The sequence below is a fragment of the Rhizobium sp. RCC_161_2 genome (genome assembly GCF_041355235.1).
Lineage (GTDB): Bacteria > Pseudomonadota > Alphaproteobacteria > Rhizobiales > Rhizobiaceae > Rhizobium.
The window spans coordinates 628341-648643 of the sequence record NZ_JBFUPL010000002.1 but is presented as its reverse complement, the minus strand read 5'-3'; the positions used below and the strand labels follow the sequence as shown (position 1 = coordinate 648643).

Below are 20303 nucleotides of genomic sequence, written 5' to 3'. Positions count from 1 at the left end.
GGCTGGGGACGACTGAAAAAAGGTAAGAAGTGAAAATGAAGGCTGGTTCAAGATTTTTGAACGCAGTGTCGGCGGTAGCGCTATCTGCTGGTGTTGTTGCGTCGGGCGCTGGTGTTGTCACCCTTGCTTCTGCTTCGGTCGCAGAAGCCGCTGTCATACAGCGGATCGATGTCAGGGGGGCTGAGCGCGTTGGTGTCGATGCTGTTCGCGACAACATCACGATCAAGCCTGGCAAGAGCTTCTCGCCCGGTGATATCGATAACTCGGTGAAGCAGCTCTATGCCACCGGATATTTCTCCGATGTGCACGTGACCGTTTCCGGCGGCACGCTGGTCATTTCCGTCAAGGAAAACCAGCTGATCAACGCCGTGGTTTTCAACGGCAATCGCAAGATCAAGGACGACAAGCTGCAGGGTATCGTACAGACTCATGCTGCTGGTCCCTATAGCGAAACCCAGGTGCAGGCCGACATCAAGACGATCAAGGACGCCTACGCGGCGATCGGTCGTAATGAAGTCCAGGTGACGACGCAGACCGTTCCGGTTGCCCAGGGCCGCATCAACGTTGCTTTCGTCATCAACGAAGGCGATCGTACCAAGATCGACAAGATCAACTTCTCCGGCAACCAGGCCTACAACAGTGGTCGTCTCGCTTCGGTGATCAGCACCAAGAAGACGAACTTCATGTCGTTCCTGACCCGTAAGGACGTCTACAGCGCCGATCGCCAGCAGGCGGACCAGGATGCGCTGCGTCAGTTCTACTACAATCACGGTTATGCGGACTTCCGCATCGTCAGCGCCGATGCGACGCTGAACGAGCAGACCAACGAATACACGCTGAATTTCAACGTCGATGAAGGTCCGCGCTATACCTATGGTGACATCAACGTTGTTTCGACGGTTGATGGCGTCAATGCCGAGGACCTGAAGAGCCTGGTCATTACTCAGAAGGGTAATGTCTACAGCGCCAAGGATATCCAGACCTCGATCGAAAACATTTCCAAGCGCGTCGCTTCGGCCGGCTATCCGTTTGCCCGCATCACGCCGCGCGGTAACCGTGACCTGAGCGGTCACACGATCGGTATCGAATATCTGGTCGACCAGGGCGAGCGCGCTTATGTCGAGCGTATCGAAATCCGCGGTAACACCCGCACGCGCGACTACGTTATCCGTCGCGAGTTCGACATCAACGAAGGCGATGCGTTCAATCAGGAAATGATTTCCCGTGCCAAGCGTCGTCTTGATGCGCTGGGTTACTTCACGAAGGTTGACATCAGCACGGCACCGGGCAGCGCTCCGGACCGCGTCGTCGTTGTCGTCAACGTCGAAGATCAGCCGACCGGCTCGTTCGGTATCGGTGCTGGTTACGCCGTCGGTAACAATGGTGGTCTGCTGCTCGAAGCTTCGGTTGAAGAAAAGAACTTCCTCGGTCGTGGCCAGTACATCCGTATTGCTGCCGGCGCCGGCACGGATGGCAACCGTACCTACAACATCTCGTTCACCGAGCCCTATTTCCTCGGTTATCGTCTGGCTGCTGGTTTCGACATCTTCAAGAACCAGACGTCGAGCGACGATTACTACGACTATTCGGAAGAAGGCTTCTCGCTGCGCGTGACCGCGCCGATCACCGAGAACTTCGCGACGACCCTGCGCTACAACTACAAGCGCCTCAGCTACGACGGCACCAACGATTGGGAAGACCATCTGTCGGCTCCGTACCTGAACCTCGTCGAGAATGGTCCTTGGGTTCAGTCGACGGTTTCGCAGACCTTCACGTACAACACGCTGGACGACCAGAATCTGCCGCGTGAAGGTATCATTGCCAAGTTCACGCATGAATATGCGGGCCTGGGCGGCGACTCCGACTTCTACAAGCTGAGCGGCAAGGCGCGTTATTATAAGATGATCAGCGACGAGGCCGATATCATCGGCTCGTTGACGGTCGGTGCTGGCTACGTCATGCCGACGGATGGCAAGCTGAACGTCTTCGACCAGTTCACGCTCGGTGGCCGTGAAATCCGTGGCTTCGAGAATGCCGGCATCGGTCCGCGCACGTCGAATGGCGATCCGCTTGGTGGTACGACCTATGTCACGGCCTCGGCTGAGGCAAGCATGCCGATGCCGGGTGTTCCGCAGGATATCGGTCTGCGTCTCGCAGCCTTTGCCGATGCGGGTACGCTCTATGGCAACAAGGCTAATCTGTTCGGCGATGTCCTGCATAATGACAGCTCGATCCGTGCCTCGCTCGGTGCAGGCCTGATCTGGTCGTCGCCCTTCGGTGTTATCCGTGTTGACTATGCCGTACCGGTTCTCAAGGAAGACTACGACAAGGTTGAGAATTTCCGGTTTGGCATCGCCAACCAGTTCTGATATCGGCAGCCCAGAACTGCGGGCTTAACACCGTTCTGGAGCTGGTGCTTATGGAACATATCGGTTTTTTCCCGCCCCATGATGGTGTCAGCCTCCGTGCGCTGGCCGAGCATCTTGGGGCGGAACTTGCTGATGAGGCCTTCGCGGGCGTCATCATCAAGTCCATCGCGCCGGTCTATCGGGCTGGCGATGGCGACGTTTGCTACATTCTTTCCCGGAAGAATCGTGCGGAACTGGAGACGTGCAGGGCTTCGGCGATCATTTGCTTGCCGACTTTGAGTTCTTTGGTCCCGGAACACATTCCGGTTCTTCTTTCCAAGAAGCCACATACGGATTTCGCGCTGGCCGGTGCTTTACTGCATCCGCAAGCCATGCGTCCGGTTGCGCTGACATCGACACCGACAGTGATTTCGCCAAGCGCTTTCGTCGATCCGACCGCCAAGCTTGAGGCGGATGTCGGCGTGGAGCCGGGCGCGGTCGTTGGACCGGGTGCCGAAATCGGCGAGGGAACCCGCATCGGAGCCGGTGCCATTATCGGCCCAGGCGTCAAGATCGGGCGTAATTGCACCATCGGCGGCGGCGCAAGCGTTCTGTGCTCCTATCTCGGCAACGGCGTCATCATCCACAACGGCGCACGTATCGGTCAGGATGGATTCGGCTATGCGCCAAGCCCGCGCGGCATGATCAAGATCGTGCAGATCGGCCGCGTCATCATTCAGGATAATGTCGAGATTGGCGCCAACACGACGATCGATCGTGGCACCATGGATGATACCGTGATTGGTGAAGGCACCAAGATCGACAATCAGGTGCAGATCGGACATAACGTCCGGATTGGCCGTTATTGCGCTATCGTCAGCCAGGTCGGCATAGCCGGCAGCGCGGTGATCGGCGATGGCGTGCAGATAGGCGGCCATACGGGCATCAACGGTCATATCCAGATCGGTGATGGCGTTCAGATCGGCGCCATGAGCGGCGTCATGAACAGTGTCCCGGCGGGCGAGCGCTTCGCGGGTATTCCGGCGCGGCCTTTGTGGGATTTTCTGAGAGAAGCTGCGGAGGTCGCAAAGCGATCCGGAGCCAGAGAGAAGAAGGATGGGAGTGCGGAGCATGACTGAAGACGCCAAGACGTCGCTGTCGTCGGCTGACATCATCGAGATTATGAAGCTGTTGCCGCATCGCTATCCTTTCCTCATGGTCGACAGGATCATCGAGATCGATAGCGATAACTCCGCCATCGGCATCAAGAACGTTACGGCCAACGAGCCGCAATTCACCGGACACTTTCCGGGCTCGCCGATCATGCCGGGGGTTCTGCTGATTGAAGGCATGGCGCAGACGGCAGGCGCGATCTGCGCCCGCAAGGACGGCATTGGCGGTAATCTCGTCTACTTCATGACGATCGACAATGCCCGCTTCCGCAAGCCGGTCGTTCCTGGCGACCGCGTGGAGTTCCATGTCGTCAAGCAGAAGCAGCGCGGCACGATCTGGAAATTCCACTGCGACGCCAAGGTCGATGGTTCGGTGGTTGCCGAGGCCGATATCGGTGCGATGATTGTACGGAAGGACCCGGATCAGGCATGAGCAGCATTGCAAAAAGCGCGCGCATTCATAAGCTCGCGGTCGTTGAAGACGGGGCGGTCATCGGCGAGAATGTTGTCGTCGGTCCGTTCTGCCATGTCGGTCCGAAGGTCGTGCTGCATGACTCTGTCCAGCTGCTGACGCATGCGGTCGTGACCGGCCGGACGACGATCGGCAAGGGTACGAAGATTTTCCCAATGGCTGTCGTCGGCGGCGATCCGCAGAGCGTGCATCATGGCGGCGAAGAGACGACGCTGGATGTCGGCGAAAACTGCACCATCCGTGAAGGCGTGACGATCAATACCGGCACGGCCGATTACGGCGGCAAGACGATCGTCGGCAACAACAATCTCTTTCTCGCCAATTCGCACGTCGCCCATGATTGCCGCGTTGGCAATCATGTCATCATGTCGAACAACGTCATGCTGGCCGGACATGTCACCGTTGAAGACCGCGCCATTCTTGGCGGCGGCTGCGCGGTGCATCAGTTCACCCGTATCGGCCGTCAGGCCTTCGTCGGCGGCCTTTCGGCTGCCAGCTACGACGTCATTCCTTATGGCATGTTGAACGGCAATCCTGGCGTCCTGTCGGGCCTGAATATCGTCGGCATGACTCGCGCCGGTATCGAGCGTTCGGTGATCCACAGGGTTCGCCGCGCCTACAAGAGCATTTTCGAAGGCGAAGGTTCGATCCGCGACAATGCGGCGGCGATCCGCGACGAATATGCCGATTGCAAGGAAGCGATGGAAATCCTTGATTTCATTGCCGCCGATAGCGATCGCGCACTGTCCTCGCCCAATCGCGGTAAGGGCTGAGGTGGCCGCGAGCGGTCAGGACAATAAGGGCAGGTTGGCGATTATCGCAGGCAGTGGCTTTTTGCCCGCCTATGTCGCCGAGGCCGCCCGTCAAGCCGGCGAAGATCCAGTTATTATTGCGCTAACCAACGAGGCGGACCGCAACTGGTCCGCTTTTGACCATGCCAATCTCGGCGTTGGCAATTTTGCCGGTCTTGAAGCGATGTTCCGTCGCTATGGCGTCGATCGGGTCGTCATGTCCGGCGGTGTCGCGCGCCGTCCGGCGTGGCGAGAGATCCATCCGACCTGGCGGGTGGTCAAAGAACTTCCCTCGACCATTCGCACGCTTCTTTCCGGCGGCGATAATGCCGTTCTGCAGATGGTTATTCGTTTGATCGAGGCGTGCGATGTCCGCGTTATCGGCGCGCATGAAATTGCACCCGATCTGCTGGCAACTATCGGGCCGCTTGGCAAGTTTTCGCCATCCAAAGAGGATCTAAGAGATATCGCCCAGGGCGCGAAAGCTGCCGATGCGCTCGGGCTGCTGGATGTCGGTCAGGGTGCCGTCAGCGTCGGCGGCCGCGTCGTGGCGCTGGAGGGTGCCGAGGGCACCGACAAGATGATCGAGCGTGTCGCTGGTCTGCGTGTCGAAGGGCGCATATCGACGCGCCGTCGCGGCGTGCTGGTCAAGCTCTGCAAGCCGCAGCAGGATGTACGCGCCGATCTACCATCGATTGGCGTGTCGACCATACTGAACGCCAAGAAGGCCGGTCTTGCCGGTGTTGCGGTCGAGGCGGGCAGGGCGCTGGTGCTGGAGCGTGAAGCAGTCAGTGCGGCCGCCGACGAAGCTGGGCTTTTTGTCTGTGGTATCGATCGTGGCCTGAGCGCGGAGGGCTTCATGTGAGCGGCATGCCATTGAAACTTGCCGTGATTGCTGGCGAAGTCTCAGGCGATCTGCTTGGCGGCGATCTCGTAGCCGCACTGAAGCGTCGTTATGACGGTCCGGTGGAGTTGATCGGTGTCGGCGGCGAAGCGTTAGAGTCGCAGGGCCTACAATCGCTGTTCGATTATTCCGAACTGTCGATCATGGGGTTTGCGCAAGTGATCAAGCAACTGCCGAAGCTGCTCGCTCGCATCAGGCAGACGGCGAATGCCATCATCGCGGCCAAGCCGGATGTGCTGCTGATCATCGACAGCCCGGATTTCACCCATCGTGTCGCGAAAAAGGTGCGGGCGGCATTGCCTGACCTGCCGGTCGTCAATTACGTCTGCCCCAGCGTCTGGGCATGGAAGGAATATCGTGCGCAGAAGATGCTCGCCTATGTCGATCATGTCCTGGCCATCCTGCCGTTCGAACCGGCCGCGATGCAGCGGTTGGCGGGACCGGCAACCACCTATGTCGGACATCGGCTAACAGTAGATGCGAGCCTGGTGGAGACCCGCCGTCAGCGTGCGCTCCGAGCCGTGAGCCCCCCCGATAGCGAAAAGACGATCCTGCTGCTTCCCGGCTCGCGCTCCTCGGAAATCCGCAAGCTCATGCCGGTTTTCGAGCAGTCAGTGATGGAACTTAGCCGGCGAAATGATCGCATTCGCTATCTGCTGCCGACCGTTCCACGGCAGGAAGCATTGGTGCGCTCCCTTGTCGAAAACTGGAGCGTCAAGCCGGATATCTTCGTCGGCCAGGAGGCCAAATGGAAGGCTTTTGCGGAAGCGGATGCGGCGGTTGCCGCCTCCGGTACCGTTATCCTGGAGCTGGGACTTGCCGGCGTGCCCGTCCTCTCGACGTATAAAACGGAGTGGCTTGCCCGGTTTGTGATGTCCCGCATCAAGGTTTGGACAGCGGCTTTGCCGAACCTGATTGCGGATTATGTCGTCGTGCCCGAGCTCCTCAACGATGTGCTGCGGGCCGGTAAAGTGGCGCGTCATATGGAACGCCTGTCGAACGATACGCTGGAGCGGGCGGCCATGCTGGAGGGCTACGATCTGGTCTGGGAGCGAATGCAGACGGAAGAGCCGCCCGGCGAGAAGGCGGCGGCGGTCCTTCTCGATGTTTTAGCCAATAAAAAACCCGGCCATCTCTGACCGGGTTTTTTGTTGTTCTGCCGCTTGGCTTAACGCTTGGAAACCGGAACGTATTCGCGTGTCGGTTCGCCGGTGTAAAGCTGGCGCGGACGGCCGATGCGCTGCTGCGGATCCTCGATCATCTCGTTCCACTGGGCAATCCAGCCGACGGTGCGGGCAAGCGCGAACAGCACCGTGAACATGGTGGTGGGGAAGCCCAGAGCCTTCAGCGTGATGCCGGAGTAGAAGTCGACATTCGGATAGAGCTTCTTCTCGATGAAATATTCATCGGTCAGCGCGATGCGCTCCAGCTCGATCGCGATGTCGAGCAACGGATCGTCCTTGATGCCGAGTTCGCCGAGAACCTCGTGCGCCGTCTTCTGCATGATCTTGGCGCGCGGATCGTAGTTCTTGTAAACGCGGTGGCCGAAGCCCATCAGGCGGAACGGATCGTTCTTGTCCTTGGCGCGGGCGATGAATTCCGGAATACGGTCGACCGAACCGATTTCCGTCAGCATGTTCAGCGCAGCTTCATTGGCGCCGCCATGGGCGGGGCCCCAGAGGCAGGCGATGCCAGCGGCGATACAGGCGAATGGATTGGCGCCGGAGGAACCAGCGAGGCGAACCGTTGACGTCGAGGCATTCTGCTCATGGTCGGCATGCAGGATGAAGATGCGGTCCATGGCGCGCGCCAGCACCGGGTTGACCTCATATTCCTCGCAAGGAACGGCAAAGCACATGCGCAGGAAGTTCGACGCATAATCGAGATCGTTCTTCGGATAAACGAAGGGCTGGCCGATATGGTACTTGTAGGCCATGGCGGCAAGCGTCGGCATCTTGGCGATCATGCGCAGGCTCGCGACCATGCGCTGATGCGGATCGGTGATATCGGTCGAGTCGTGATAGAAGGCTGAGAGAGCGCCGACGCAGCCGCACATGACGGCCATCGGATGCGCATCGCGGCGGAAGCCGGTGAAGAAGCGGGACATCTGCTCATGCACCATAGTGTGGTGCACGACGCGATAGTCGAAGTCCTTCTTCTGGGCTGCGGTCGGCAGTTCGCCGTAGAGCAGCAGGTAGCAGACTTCGAGGAAATCGCCGTGTTCGGCAAGCTGTTCGATCGGATAACCGCGATGCAGCAGAACGCCTTCGTCGCCATCAATATAGGTGATGCTGGACTCGCACGACGCGGTCGAGGTGAAGCCAGGATCGTAGGTGAAAGTGGAGGTGTTCTTATAAAGGGCACCAATATCAATGACACTTGGGCCGATGGTTCCGGATTTTACCGGCAGATCCACCGTCTTTTCGCCCCAAGTTAGTTTCGCGCTTTGTTCCGTCATGCTGGTCCTCCAAGATTTGGCGGGGGTTGACGCCATAAAAAGCGCCAAAAGGTTAAGCGGCTATCGCTTAGCTATATGATCCAGAGCCTAATGCCAAGTTATCCTTACGCCTATTTGTGCGTTGCGGTATCAACTTTTGGGCACTGCGGTAGAGGAAATTGCCCCGCTTCCAGGGGCAGTGAGGCGATTTATCCATCATGCGTATGATTTTGGTTGAATTCACCTGCTGGTGACGGCAAAAATCTCGCTATAGCTGTGGTTTTGCGTAGGCGCGGGGGCGCATGCCTAATATAGAGGCACCGGATCGGCGAAGGGATGGCCTGAAACTTGCCGTGGTTGCCGAGCGCGACAACGGCTCTGATACCGCTATCGCTATTGTTTCGGCCGAAATCAGGCCGGTGGATCGGACACAGGATCAGGCCTCATCGGTGACGCGGCTGCATCTGGCCGCGAACCGGATCAGACTCGGCATCTACCAATCGGTCGAAGAGGAGGCGGCGCATGGGCGGGCGCTCCTCTTCGTGCCGGTCTATATCGGTCTTGGCGCGATCTTCTGGTTTAAAGCCGGCGCCGATCCGCCGCCGCAGGCTGTCTTCGCGGCGCTCCTGATCTTGGCGGGTGCTTTCTTTCTGAAGCAGCACGCGGAGCCTTGGCTGCGGCACCTTCTGCTGGCCGGAATGCTGACATGCGGCGGCATGGGATTGGCCCAATGCGAGGCCTGGCGAGCCTCGACCGTCATGCTCGACTCTGCCGTGACGACCACGATTACCGGGCGGATCGAACGACGCGAATCGGACGATAACGGGCGCTGGCGTTATGTCGTTGCACTTGAAGCAACCGAGAAACCGAGCATCCGCCGGGCACCGGAGCGGGTTACCATTTTCGTGCGCAAACAGCCGCAGCCCTTCCAACTCGGTGATCGCATCCAGGGCAGGGTGCGGCTGACCCCGCCGGCGGGACCCGCCCTGCCGGGCCTCAACGATTTTGCCTTCAGCGCATATTTCAACGGCATCGGCGCGAATGGTTTTGCCTTTGGAACACCGGCACTCATGTCACCTGCCGGCGATATCGGCGATGGAACTCTTCTCGATAAAGCGGATATCTGGCTTGCGGGTTTGCGCAACAGCATTGGTGACAGGATCAGGAAGACCCTGCCCGGCGATACCGGTGCCTTTGCGGCAGCGCTTGTCACCGATGAGAGACGCGCAATATCGGATGACACGACAGAGGCGCTGCGGGCGGCGGGTCTGACCCATATCATCGCCATTTCCGGCCTGAACATGGCTCTCTCGGCTGGCATCTTCTATGTCGGCCTGCGCTATACCCTCAGCCTGTTCTTCGGGGTGGCACAGGCGTGGCCGACGAAGAAGATCGCGGCCATCGGCGCGCTGCTGACGGTCACTGCCTATTACCTGATTTCGGGTTTCGGTGTTTCAGCGGAGCGCGCCTTCATCATGATGGCGATCATGCTGGTTGCCGTGCTTTTCGACCGGCCCTCCATCAGCCTGCGCAATGTCGCACTATCGGCGATCATCATACTTGTCCTTTCCCCATCGCAAGCGTTGGGACCGAGTTTCCAGATGTCCTACGCCGCGACGCTGGCTTTGGTGTCCGGCTATTCGCTCTGGACGCGTCGGCGGCATCGGGAGAGCGTTCTTTCGCGGTTTCGGATATTGCGTCCGCTGCTCTTCGTCTCGCGTTTCTTCGGCGGCGTATTGTCGACCTCCTTTCTCGGCGGTGCATCGACGGCGATCTTCTCGATCGAGCATTTTCATCGGCTGTCGACCTATGGCCTTGCCGCCAATCTGGCGGCCATGCCGATCGTTTCCTTCATCGTCATGCCGTTCGGCATGGCCGCGATGCTACTGATGCCCTTTGGCCTAGATGCATGGTTCTGGCAGATCACTGGCGAGGGGCTGGATATCGTCATCCTCATCGCCAAGACTGTCGCCTCCTGGGGTGGCAATATTCCTTTCGGCCGCATGCCGGTCTGGCTGTTCCCGACATTCATTGCCGGCTTCGTATTGATGGCTTTGCTGAAGACATGGTTGCGGCATGCGGGCGTGTTGCTGATGATTGGCTCGGTTGTCGTTGCGGCGCTTGTTCCTGATGCCCACAAGCCCGATCTAATGATTTCCGAGGATGGCACGCTGGTAGCCTTGCGGCGGGACGATGCTCTGACGACCAATCGCGAAAAGCCGCCTGATTTCATTTTCGAGCAGTGGCAAAGGGCACTGGCGATGACCGATCTCCGCCCGCCGACAATGCTTCCACCCGATAGCCAGCTTCCCAAGATCGGCAAGTCGGACAGGAACCGCCGCCTGACTGTCGACGAAGAGAACGCTGTCCGCAAGGCGATGGATGCCGCATTGGATAAAGCGGGGGAGGGTGGCTTTGCCTGCCAGAAACGGGCGTGGTGCGTGGCGATGCTGGACAATGGCGATATGCTCATCACCATCGAGGATGCGGCCTATCTCTCTCCCGCCTGTGACACTGCCAATATCGTCGTCACCCCTGTCCGGCTGCGGCTCGATCGCTGCCGCTCGGGTGCCATGCTGTTCACAGGGGCCACATTGCGGCGAACAGGATCTATCGAAATGGATCTCAGTGCCGGCAAGCCAATCGTCTCGACCGCGTATGATACTCTAACGCGGCCGTGGAACTTGCATCGCTCCTATGATTGGCGAACGGGCACATTCGGCGCACCGATCGCGCCCGTGTCACCTATCAGTGATAGCGGCGGATAAGGCCGACGAGCTTGCCCTGCACTTTGACGCGATCCGGTCCGAAAATACGGGTCTCGTAGGCAGGGTTAGCCGCCTCAAGTGCGATCGAGGCACCTTTGCGGCGGAAGCGCTTCAATGTCGCCTCTTCATCGTCGACCAAGGCAACGACGATATCGCCGGGATTGGCGGTCGTGCTGTTGCGGATAATGACGGTGTCGCCATCGAAGATGCCGGCATCGATCATCGAGTCGCCTTTGACCTCGAGCGCATAATGCTCGCCGGAGCCAAGCATGTCGGCGGGGACAGTGATATCGTGGGTATTGTTCTGGATGGCCGAGATTGGAACACCGGCAGCGATGCGACCCATGACCGGCACCGAAACGGCGCTGTTGTTCTCGTCATTTGCCGGCTTGGCGGGGGCCGGCGGCTGTACGGGCTGGGGCTTGCCCAGGCTGCCTTCGATGACACTCGGCGAGAAGCCGCGGCGCGGCTGCAGGCTTGGACTATAGGCTTCCGGCAGCTTGATGACCTCCAGCGCCCGAGCCCGATTCGGCAGTCGGCGGATGAAGCCGCGCTCTTCCAGAGCCGTGATCAAACGATGAATGCCCGACTTGGACGCAAGGTCCAGCGCATCCTTCATTTCATCGAAAGAAGGTGGAACGCCGGACTCCTTCATCCGTTCGTGAATGAAGAGAAGCAGTTCCTGCTGCTTGCGTGTCAACATCGTATTTGAACCCCAGAATCGTGAAGGTGTCGTGAAACAAATCCAGAACGGACACTATATGTTCCATATGTGTTCCGCAAGTCCCTAATTTTCGATGAATGTTTTGCCGGCGCATCAAATAAAGGGGAACATAACAAGTCCCGAGTAAGCAGAACGGCGGAGTATTCAGCGCTGATCAATGAAGCATATGCGGAAATCGACGATGATCGATTCTGCGGAAATGAGAGCCGATAACCACTGAAACCCGGAGCAATCCCGGCTTCCGCGCAGTTGCAACACATTCGATAATGAGCCCTCCCATTTGCGATCGGCCTGGTTTTAAACGCTGCGTTTTCATCTTGAATTGAGCGTCGGAAGAGCGCAAACCTGCGACATGCATCAAGGGGGAAGCCATGGTTTCATCGCCGCATCCGCTGGATCATCTCGTACTGCCGACGGTCAATATTGCCATGGCGCGGGAACGGCTGGGCAAGCTTGGTTTTACCGTCGCCGCCGATGCGCGCCATCCCTTCGGCACCGAGAATGCCTGCGTGTTCTTTTCCGACAAGACCTATCTGGAGCCCCTAGGCGTCGCGTCGCAAGAGCAATACGAAGCGAGCATCGAGGAAGGCAATGTTTTCGTTGCCCGTGACCAGGCCTATCGTTTTCGCGTCAGTGAGGAAGGGTTTTCGGCCATCGTTCTCGGCACGAAGGATGCCGTCGCCGATGACAAGCGGTTCCTGGCCAATGCCATGTCTGCTGGGCGGATGCTGGATTTCGAGAGGCCGATGCGTATGCCGGATGGCTCGGAAACCATCGCCGGTTTCCGTCTCGCTTTCGCGGCCGACCTGCGGTCCCCGGATTTCCTGGCCTTCTGCTGCCAGCGCATCAACCCTTTGCCGGCTGATCGTGATGCCCTGGAGCGGCATGCCAATGGTGTGACCGGCATTGCGCGCGTTGCTGTTTCGACGCCCAAGCCAACCGTGTTTCGGGGCTTCTTCGAACGGGTTGCCGACGGATCAAAGATATCGGAACATTCCTTCGGGCTGACGATCGAGACGGCGAACGCCAGGATCGAGGTCCTGACCCCGCAAGGCATGGAAGCTTTTTACGATTTTCCCTTGCCGACGGGCGATCCTGGCCTTCGGGCGCGCGCAATCCTTTTCAGGACATGCGATCTTTCCGTGACATCGTCGCATTTGGCTGCTAACGGCGTCACATACACGCGTAAGAACAATCGTATTCTGGCAAAGCCCGCCCCCGGACAGGGCGCGTTGTTCGCCTTCGAGGAGATAGCATGAGCACCAATTCCGAAGTGATCGTCGGCGAGGGCGCATCCAAGGTTCTGTTTTCCAACACCGCCAAGCTGTCGCTGATTGCCGGCCCCTGCCAGATGGAAAGCCGCGATCATGCCTTCATGGTTGCCGGCGTTCTGAAGGAGCTCTGCGGCAAGCTCGGCATCGGCCTTGTCTACAAGTCTTCCTATGACAAGGCGAACCGTACGTCGCTCTCCGGCAAGCGCGGCATCGGCCTGGAAAAGGCCATGGAAGTCTTTGCTGATCTCAAGAAGGAATATGGCTTTCCGGTCTTGTCCGACATTCACACCGAGGAGCAGTGCGCTGTCGTTGCCAAGACGGTAGACATCCTGCAGATCCCGGCCTTCCTGTCGCGCCAGACCGACCTTCTCGTTGCCGCCGCCAAGACCGGCCGCGTCGTCAACGTCAAGAAGGGCCAGTTCCTGGCGCCCTGGGACATGAAGAACGTGCTGGCCAAGCTCAACGACAGCGGTAACCCGAACATCATGCTCTGCGAGCGTGGCGCCTCCTTCGGCTACAACACGCTGGTCTCCGACATGCGCTCGCTGCCGATCATGGCGGCCATGGGCGCTCCGGTGATTTTCGACGCGACTCATTCCGTGCAGCAGCCGGGCGGGCAGGGCGGTTCGACGGGCGGCGACCGCCGGTTCGTCGAGACGCTGGCACGCGCAGCCGTCGCCGTCGGCGTTGCCGGCGTTTTCGTCGAGACGCATGAAGATCCGGACAACGCACCGTCCGATGGTCCGAACATGGTCTATTTGAAGGACATGCCGCAGCTTCTGGAAAAGCTGCTGGCCTTCGACGCCATCGCCAAGGCTTGAGACTTTAAGCGGCATTCAACAGGCTGACATGAACTTGCTATACGCGGCCTGTTGGAGCGCCAGATCGAGGTGCGGAGCGGCATTGTAATTTCCGCGACTTCGATTAAGACGATTTCAATCGATTTATAACCCAGCGAGCAGGAAGCTATCATGACCGCAATCACCGACATTATCGCCCGCGAGATTCTCGACAGCCGTGGCAATCCGACTGTTGAAGTCGATGTCTACCTCGAAGATGGCAGCCTGGGCCGTGCAGCGGTTCCGTCGGGTGCCTCGACCGGCGCGCATGAAGCCGTCGAGCTTCGTGACGGCGGTAAGCGCTATCACGGCAAGGGTGTCGAAAAGGCCGTCGAGGCCGTCAATACCGAGATCTTCGATGCGATCGGCGGCATGGACGCTGAAAACCAGATCCAGATCGACGACATCATGATCGAACTTGACGGCACGCCGAACAAGTCGCGCATCGGCGCCAACGCCATCCTCGGCGTATCGCTCGCCGTTGCCAAGGCTGCTGCCCAGAGTGCGAACCTGCCGCTCTACCGCTATGTCGGCGGTGCTCACGCTCGCCTGCTGCCGGTTCCGATGATGAACATCATCAACGGCGGCGCCCATGCCGACAATCCGATCGATTTCCAGGAATTCATGATTCTGCCGGTCGGCGCGGACACTTTCCGTGACGCCGTGCGTATTGGCTCGGAAATCTTCCACGTCCTCAAGAAGGAACTGGCGTCCCAGGGCCACAACACCAATGTCGGTGACGAAGGCGGCTTTGCACCTGGGCTCTCCAGCGCTCCTGCTGCCCTCGACTTCATCATGAAGTCGATCGAAAAGGCCGGCTACAAGCCAGGCGAAGAGGTTGCTCTCGGCCTCGATTGCGCTTCGACCGAGTTCTTCAAGGACGGAAAATACGTGCTGGAAGGCGAAGGCCGCACGCTGGAACCCGGCGCCATGGCTGAATACCTTGCCGAACTTGCCGCCAAGTACCCGATCGTTTCGATCGAAGACGGCATGGCTGAAGACGATTGGGAAGGCTGGAAGGCGCTCACCGATCTGATCGGCAAGAAGACGCAGCTCGTCGGCGACGACTTGTTCGTCACCAATTCGGCTCGCCTGCGCGACGGCATCCGCATGGGTGTTGCCAACTCCATCCTCGTCAAGGTCAACCAGATCGGCACGCTGACGGAAACGCTCGACGCCGTCGAAACCGCGCATAAGGCCAACTACACGGCCGTCATGTCGCACCGTTCCGGCGAAACCGAAGACTCGACCATCGCCGATCTCGCAGTTGCCACCAACTGCGGTCAGATCAAGACCGGCTCGCTGTCGCGCTCCGATCGTCTCGCCAAGTACAATCAGCTGATCCGCATTGAAGAAGGCCTCGGCCCGCAGGCAAAGTACGCCGGTACCTCCATTCTTCGCGGCTGATTAGGGCTTGGCTCGGACAAATGATCCGGACCGGCTCGAAAGTCTATGATGTCTTGAACCGCGCCTTCGGGCGCGGTTTTTCGTTGGCGAAACGTTAGAGTCAACGGATGGTTAATCTCTACCGGCTAGAGTCGTCATAGATGTTTGATTTGGCATGATCTTATCCGGAAACCCGCTTCGCATTTGCGCTGCGCGGACCCAAGGTTCGGGATCATACTCCGTAGGGCGTTTCGAGCGGGCGAGTATGTGGACAAAATATCATAAGAAGAGAAGATTCGGTCGTTTCGTCCTTCCCGCCATCACGATCGCCTTTGTCAGCTATTTCGGCTATCACTGTATTCATGGCGATTATGGTCTGAAGGCCACCGAGGTTTTCGAACAGCGTCGCATCGATCGCAGCAAGGAACTTGCCGATCTCGTTGCCAAGCGCGAGCACCTTGAAAAGGCCGTGGCGCTGCTGAGCGACGGCTCGCTGGATAAGGATATGCTTGATCAATATGCGCGCTATCAGCTGACCTATTCTAGGGCCGACGAAATCGTCATTTTCAACAAATAGCCGCAATTAACCGAATTCAAGTTAATTGTATTTTTTTAAGCTATAACAATAGCTTACGATGAATATGAGCCATGCAATTATAGCATTGCTGTGGCGGACAATCTTCCCTATGTTACGCCACACTATAAAACGAGGCTACTCACACAGGGAGGGTTGAATGGCGCCACGTAAATCCGCGTCCGTTTCCAGCCGCAAGACAGCATCGAGGCCTGCCAAAGAAACCAATGGCGGCGCAATCGCGGAATTTGACCGCGATGCGGAACTGAGTGCCTATCGTGAGATGCTGCTGATCCGCCGCTTCGAAGAGAAGGCTGGCCAGCTCTACGGTATGGGCTTCATCGGCGGTTTCTGTCACCTTTATATCGGCCAGGAAGCTGTCGTTGTCGGCATGCAGATGGCCCTGAAGGATGGCGACCAGGTCATCACCGGCTATCGTGACCATGGTCACATGCTGGCAACAGGCATGAGCGCCCGCGGCGTTATGGCCGAGCTCACCGGACGCAAGGGCGGCTATTCCCGAGGGAAGGGCGGCTCCATGCACATGTTCTCCAAGGAAAAGAATTTTTACGGCGGCCACGGCATCGTCGGCGCGCAGGTCTCGCTCGGCACCGGTCTCGGCTTTGCTAACTGGTATCGCGGCAATGACAGCGTCAGCGTCGCCTATTTCGGCGACGGCGCTGCCAACCAGGGCCAGGTCTACGAAAGCTTCAACATGGCGCAGCTCTGGAAGCTGCCGGTGATCTACGTGATCGAGAACAACCGCTACGCCATGGGTACGTCGACGGCGCGCGCCACCGCGCAGCCCGACTTCTCCAAGCGCGGCGCCTCCTTCGGCATCCCGGGCATCCAGGTCGACGCCATGGACGTTCGTGCCGTCAAGGCAGCTGCTGACGAAGCGGTCGAATATTGCCGTTCCGGCAAGGGTCCGATCATTCTGGAAATGCTGACCTACCGTTACCGCGGCCATTCCATGTCGGATCCGGCCAAGTATCGCTCCAAGGATGAAGTGCAGAAGATGCGCTCCGAGCATGATCCGATCGAGCAGGTTCGTGTCCGTCTTCTGGACAAGGGTTGGGCGTCGGAAGACGACCTGAAGGTGATCGACAAGGACGTCCGCGACATCGTCGCCGACAGTGCCGATTTCGCCCAGGCCGATCCGGAGCCGGATGCATCCGAGCTCTACACCGACATTCTGCTCTAAATCGGGGAGGGAAGAACCATGCCCATCGATATTCTCATGCCCGCCCTTTCTCCGACGATGGAAGAGGGCACTCTTTCCAAATGGCTGAAGCAGGAAGGTGACAAGGTTACCTCCGGCGACGTCATTGCGGAAATCGAAACCGACAAGGCCACTATGGAAGTGGAAGCCGTTGACGAAGGCATCATCGGCAAGCTGCTGGTGGAAGCCGGCACCGAAGGCGTCAAGGTCAACGCCAAGATCGCCATCCTGCTGCAGGACGGTGAATCCGCGTCCGACATCTCCAGCGCCAAGGCTGCTCCGGCTGCCGAACCGGTCAAGACCGAAGCACCGGCAGCCGCTGCTGCTCCGGCGCCCGTTCCGGCACAGCCGAAGGCTGCTGCTCCTGCCGATCCGGAAATCCCGGCCGGCACGGAAATGGTGTCGATGACGGTGCGCGAAGCACTGCGCGACGCCATGGCCGAGGAAATGCGCGCCAACCCTGACGTTTTCGTCATGGGTGAAGAAGTCGCCGAATACCAGGGCGCCTACAAGGTCACTCAGGGCCTGCTGCAGGAATTCGGTCCTCGCCGCGTTATCGACACCCCGATCACCGAACACGGCTTTGCCGGCGTCGGCGTCGGTGCTGCCATGGCCGGCCTTCGTCCGATCATCGAGTTCATGACCTTCAATTTCGCCATGCAGGCGATCGACCAGATCATCAACTCCGCCGCCAAGACGCTTTACATGTCGGGTGGCCAGATGGGCGCTCCGATCGTGTTCCGTGGCCCGAATGGTGCTGCAGCCCGCGTCGGCGCTCAGCACAGCCAGGACTATGCGGCCTGGTATAGCCAGATCCCCGGCCTCAAGGTCGTGATGCCCTATTCGGCAGCCGACGCCAAGGGCCTGCTGAAGGCAGCTATCCGCGATCCGAACCCGGTCGTCTTCCTTGAAAACGAAATTCTCTACGGCCAGCACTTCGATGTGCCAAAGCTCGATAATTTCGTTCTTCCGATCGGTAAGGCCCGCATCCATCGCACCGGCAAGGACGTGACGGTCGTCTCGTTCGGCATCGGCATGAGCTATTCCATCAAGGCGGTTGCCGAGCTGGAAGCCTTGGGTATCGATGTCGAGCTGATCGATCTGCGCACCATCCGTCCGATGGACCTGCCGACGGTTATCGAATCCGTCAAGAAGACCGGCCGTCTGGTCACCGTCGAGGAAGGCTATCCGCAGTCCTCCGTCGGCACGGAAATCGCCACCCGCGTCATGCAGCAGGCCTTCGACTATCTCGATGCGCCGATCCTGACGATTGCCGGCAAGGATGTTCCCATGCCCTACGCCGCCAACCTCGAGAAGCTGGCGCTTCCGAATGTCGGCGAAGTGGTCGATGCGGTGAAAGCCGTTTGCTACAAATAAGGGGAGGGCTTTTCGATGCCTATCAACATCACCATGCCTGCCCTCTCGCCAACCATGGAGGAGGGCAACCTCGCCAAGTGGCTGGTCAAGGAAGGCGACAAGATCAAGTCCGGTGACGTCATCGCCGAGATCGAAACTGACAAGGCGACGATGGAAGTCGAAGCCGTCGATGAAGGCACGGTTGCCAAGATCCTCGTTCCCGCCGGGACCGAAGGCGTCAAGGTCAATGCGCTGATCGCGGTTCTGGCCGGCGAAGGCGAGGATGTTGCAGCGGCTGCTTCCGGCGCTGGTGCGGCTCCGGCCGCTGCGCCAAAGGCTGAAGCTGCTCCGGCTCCTGCGGCAACGCCTGCTCCGGTGGCGTCGAGCGCTCCTGCCGTGGCTTCGGCTCCGGCAGCAACGGATGGTCAGCGCACTTTCGCGTCGCCGCTAGCCCGTCGTCTTGCTAAGGACGCCGGCATCGATCTGACCGCGCTCGTCGGCTCCGGCCCGCATGGCCGGGTGATCAAGAAGGACATCGAAGCCGCTGCTGCCGGCGGCGGTGTTGCCAAGGCCACTCCGGCTGCCCAGCCCGCGGCTGCCTCGGCACCCGCTTTGGCAAAGGGCCAATCGGAAGACGCCGTTCTCAAGCTGTTCGAGCCCGGTTCCTATGAACTCGTGCCGCATGACGGCATGCGCAAGACCATTGCCAAGCGCCTGCAGGAATCCAAGCAGACCATCCCGCATTTCTACGTCACCGTTGATTGCGAGCTGGATGCATTGCTGGCGCTGCGCACGCAGCTCAATGATGCCGCTCCGAAGTCAAAGGACGGCGTTCCGGCCTACAAGCTCTCTGTCAACGACATGGTCATCAAGGCCCTGGCACTGGCTCTGCGCGACGTGCCGGATGCGAACGTCTCCTGGACCGACAGCAACATGGTCAAGCACAAGCATGCCGATGTCGGCGTTGCCGTTTCCATCCCGGGCGGCCTGATCACGCCGATCATTCGCAGCGCCGAGCTGAAGACCCTGTCTGCCATCTCCAACGAGATGAAGGACTACGGCAAGCGCGCCAAGGAGCGCAAGCTGAAGCCCGAGGAATATCAAGGCGGCACCACTGCCGTGTCCAACATGGGCATGATGGGCGTCAAGAACTTCGCCGCTGTCGTCAATCCGCCGCATGCGACCATCCTCGCCGTCGGCGCGGGCGAGCAGCGGGTGATTGTCAGGAAGGGCGAAATGGTCGTTGCCACGGTGATGAGCGTCACGCTGTCGACCGACCATCGCGCTGTCGACGGTGCGCTTGGCGCCGAACTCCTGGGTGCCTTCAAGGGCTACATCGAAAACCCGATGGGGATGCTCGTCTGAGCCTTGTCGTCAAACGGAGGCATGAATGACCAAGACCGTTCTGTGTTATGGCGACTCGCTCACATGGGGCTATAACGCCGAGACGATCGGTCGTCATGCCTTCGAAGATCGGTGGCCGAGCGTGCTGCAAAAGGCGCTCGGCGATCAGGCCCGCGTCATCCCGGAAGGGCTGAACGGCCGTACGACCGCTTTCGATGATCATCTTGCCGATTGCGACCGCAATGGCGCAAGGGTTTTGCCGACGATCCTGCAGACGCATGCGCCGCTCGATCTCGTCATCATCATGCTCGGCACCAACGACATGAAGCCGGTTGTTGCAGGTCCCGCTTTCGCGGCGATGCAGGGTGTGCGGCGGTTGATCCAGCTCGTGCGCAATCATACATGGGGTTTCGATCATGAGGTCCCCGATATTCTGATTGTTGCGCCGCCTGTCATCACCGAAACAGCCAATGCGGCTTTCGCGTCGAGTTTCCTTGGCGGGGTCGAAGAGTCAGGCAAGCTGGCCACGCTTTACCGTGATCTTGCCGACGAGGAAGGCTGCGGCTTTTTCGACGGCGCTTCGGTTGCAGTAACAACGCCGCTCGACGGCGTGCATCTCGATGCGGAAAACACCCGGGCGCTCGGTCGCGGCCTGGAGTCGATCGTGCGGATGATGCTGGGTATCTAACAAT

Annotated in this window: 17 protein-coding genes; 15 read left to right on the top strand and 2 right to left on the bottom strand. The window is 59.3% G+C overall.

Annotated features, from left to right (window positions below; all coding sequences use genetic code 11):
* The first annotated feature begins 35 nt into the window (after positions 1-35).
* Genes bamA through lpxB form a run of 6 tightly spaced genes read left to right on the top strand, consistent with a single transcriptional unit; the run spans position 36 to position 6826 of the window.
* Positions 36-2369, top strand: coding sequence for an outer membrane protein assembly factor BamA (bamA, locus tag AB6803_RS07270; RefSeq protein ID WP_371108237.1), 2334 nt, complete (start codon positions 36-38; stop codon positions 2367-2369).
* 50 nt (positions 2370-2419) lie between these two features.
* A complete protein-coding gene (lpxD, locus tag AB6803_RS07265; protein ID WP_371108236.1) occupies positions 2420-3487 on the top strand; it encodes a UDP-3-O-(3-hydroxymyristoyl)glucosamine N-acyltransferase in 1068 nt (355 codons plus the stop codon).
* Positions 3480-3953: a 3-hydroxyacyl-ACP dehydratase FabZ gene (gene fabZ / locus AB6803_RS07260; protein ID WP_007693429.1), complete on the top strand. Its 474-nt coding sequence runs from the start codon at positions 3480-3482 to the stop codon at positions 3951-3953. The genes lpxD and fabZ overlap by 8 nt, the downstream gene beginning before the upstream one ends.
* On the top strand, positions 3950-4765 hold the full coding sequence (lpxA, locus tag AB6803_RS07255) for an acyl-ACP--UDP-N-acetylglucosamine O-acyltransferase (RefSeq protein WP_371108235.1): 816 nt from the start codon (positions 3950-3952) through the stop codon (positions 4763-4765). The genes fabZ and lpxA overlap by 4 nt, the downstream gene beginning before the upstream one ends.
* 1 nt (position 4766) lies before the next feature.
* Positions 4767-5648 (top strand): LpxI family protein, encoded by an 882-nt coding sequence (locus AB6803_RS07250; protein ID WP_371108234.1) that lies wholly within the window; start codon positions 4767-4769, stop codon positions 5646-5648.
* The gene (lpxB, locus tag AB6803_RS07245) at positions 5645-6826 is read left to right on the top strand and encodes a lipid-A-disaccharide synthase (RefSeq protein WP_371108233.1); all 1182 of its coding nucleotides are present in this window, start codon (positions 5645-5647) and stop codon (positions 6824-6826) included. The genes AB6803_RS07250 and lpxB overlap by 4 nt, the downstream gene beginning before the upstream one ends.
* Before the next feature lie 29 nt (positions 6827-6855).
* On the opposite strand, the gene gltA is transcribed toward lpxB, so the two are convergent.
* A complete protein-coding gene (gltA, locus tag AB6803_RS07240) occupies positions 6856-8145 on the bottom strand; it encodes a citrate synthase (protein ID WP_371108232.1) in 1290 nt (429 codons plus the stop codon).
* Between the two features lie 281 nt (positions 8146-8426).
* On the opposite strand from gltA, the gene AB6803_RS07235 reads away from it, so the two are divergent.
* Complete coding sequence (locus AB6803_RS07235; protein ID WP_371108231.1) at positions 8427-10892, top strand: ComEC/Rec2 family competence protein; 2466 nt, start codon at positions 8427-8429, stop codon at positions 10890-10892.
* Here AB6803_RS07235 and lexA read toward each other — a convergent pair.
* On the bottom strand, positions 10873-11595 hold the full coding sequence (gene lexA / locus AB6803_RS07230; protein ID WP_007693442.1) for a transcriptional repressor LexA: 723 nt from the start codon (positions 11593-11595) through the stop codon (positions 10873-10875). The two genes, AB6803_RS07235 and lexA, sit on opposite strands and share 20 nt — an antisense overlap.
* Before the next feature lie 392 nt (positions 11596-11987).
* Here lexA and AB6803_RS07225 point away from each other — a divergent pair, with 392 nt between their 5' ends.
* The 8 genes from AB6803_RS07225 to AB6803_RS07190 all read left to right on the top strand — a co-directional run bounded on the left by AB6803_RS07225 (position 11988) and on the right by AB6803_RS07190 (position 20299).
* The gene (locus AB6803_RS07225; RefSeq protein WP_371108230.1) at positions 11988-12875 is read left to right on the top strand and encodes a VOC family protein; all 888 of its coding nucleotides are present in this window, start codon (positions 11988-11990) and stop codon (positions 12873-12875) included.
* A complete protein-coding gene (gene kdsA / locus AB6803_RS07220; protein WP_007693448.1) occupies positions 12872-13711 on the top strand; it encodes a 3-deoxy-8-phosphooctulonate synthase in 840 nt (279 codons plus the stop codon). The genes AB6803_RS07225 and kdsA overlap by 4 nt, the downstream gene beginning before the upstream one ends.
* Positions 13712-13861: 150 nt before the next feature.
* A complete protein-coding gene (gene eno, locus AB6803_RS07215; protein ID WP_153365703.1) occupies positions 13862-15136 on the top strand; it encodes a phosphopyruvate hydratase in 1275 nt (424 codons plus the stop codon).
* Positions 15137-15380: 244 nt separating this feature from the next.
* Positions 15381-15692, top strand: coding sequence for a septum formation initiator family protein (locus AB6803_RS07210; RefSeq protein WP_153365702.1), 312 nt, complete (start codon positions 15381-15383; stop codon positions 15690-15692).
* 157 nt (positions 15693-15849) lie between these two features.
* Complete coding sequence (gene pdhA / locus AB6803_RS07205) at positions 15850-16893, top strand: pyruvate dehydrogenase (acetyl-transferring) E1 component subunit alpha (protein WP_371108229.1); 1044 nt, start codon at positions 15850-15852, stop codon at positions 16891-16893.
* Between the two features lie 18 nt (positions 16894-16911).
* Positions 16912-18288, top strand: coding sequence for a pyruvate dehydrogenase complex E1 component subunit beta (locus tag AB6803_RS07200; RefSeq protein WP_371108228.1), 1377 nt, complete (start codon positions 16912-16914; stop codon positions 18286-18288).
* 15 nt (positions 18289-18303) lie between these two features.
* Positions 18304-19632 (top strand): pyruvate dehydrogenase complex dihydrolipoamide acetyltransferase, encoded by a 1329-nt coding sequence (locus AB6803_RS07195; protein WP_371108227.1) that lies wholly within the window; start codon positions 18304-18306, stop codon positions 19630-19632.
* Between the two features lie 25 nt (positions 19633-19657).
* A complete protein-coding gene (locus tag AB6803_RS07190; RefSeq protein ID WP_371108226.1) occupies positions 19658-20299 on the top strand; it encodes an SGNH/GDSL hydrolase family protein in 642 nt (213 codons plus the stop codon).
* Positions 20300-20303 lie beyond the last annotated feature (4 nt).

Bases quoted from the DNA above. Each gene is read 5' to 3' on its own strand.
- bamA (WP_371108237.1), top strand. From the start codon at position 36: ATGAAGGCTGGTTCAAGATTTTTGAACGCAGTGTCGGCGGTAGCGCTA.
- lpxD (WP_371108236.1), top strand. From the start codon at position 2,420: ATGGAACATATCGGTTTTTTCCCGCCCCATGATGGTGTCAGCCTCCGT.
- fabZ (WP_007693429.1), top strand. From the start codon at position 3,480: ATGACTGAAGACGCCAAGACGTCGCTGTCGTCGGCTGACATCATCGAG.
- lpxA (WP_371108235.1), top strand. From the start codon at position 3,950: ATGAGCAGCATTGCAAAAAGCGCGCGCATTCATAAGCTCGCGGTCGTT.
- gltA (WP_371108232.1), bottom strand. From the start codon at position 8,145: ATGACGGAACAAAGCGCGAAACTAACTTGGGGCGAAAAGACGGTGGAT.
- AB6803_RS07235 (WP_371108231.1), top strand. From the start codon at position 8,427: ATGCCTAATATAGAGGCACCGGATCGGCGAAGGGATGGCCTGAAACTT.
- lexA (WP_007693442.1), bottom strand. From the start codon at position 11,595: ATGTTGACACGCAAGCAGCAGGAACTGCTTCTCTTCATTCACGAACGG.
- AB6803_RS07225 (WP_371108230.1), top strand. From the start codon at position 11,988: ATGGTTTCATCGCCGCATCCGCTGGATCATCTCGTACTGCCGACGGTC.
- kdsA (WP_007693448.1), top strand. From the start codon at position 12,872: ATGAGCACCAATTCCGAAGTGATCGTCGGCGAGGGCGCATCCAAGGTT.
- eno (WP_153365703.1), top strand. From the start codon at position 13,862: ATGACCGCAATCACCGACATTATCGCCCGCGAGATTCTCGACAGCCGT.
- AB6803_RS07210 (WP_153365702.1), top strand. From the start codon at position 15,381: ATGTGGACAAAATATCATAAGAAGAGAAGATTCGGTCGTTTCGTCCTT.
- pdhA (WP_371108229.1), top strand. From the start codon at position 15,850: ATGGCGCCACGTAAATCCGCGTCCGTTTCCAGCCGCAAGACAGCATCG.
- AB6803_RS07200 (WP_371108228.1), top strand. From the start codon at position 16,912: ATGCCCATCGATATTCTCATGCCCGCCCTTTCTCCGACGATGGAAGAG.
- AB6803_RS07195 (WP_371108227.1), top strand. From the start codon at position 18,304: ATGCCTATCAACATCACCATGCCTGCCCTCTCGCCAACCATGGAGGAG.
- AB6803_RS07190 (WP_371108226.1), top strand. From the start codon at position 19,658: ATGACCAAGACCGTTCTGTGTTATGGCGACTCGCTCACATGGGGCTAT.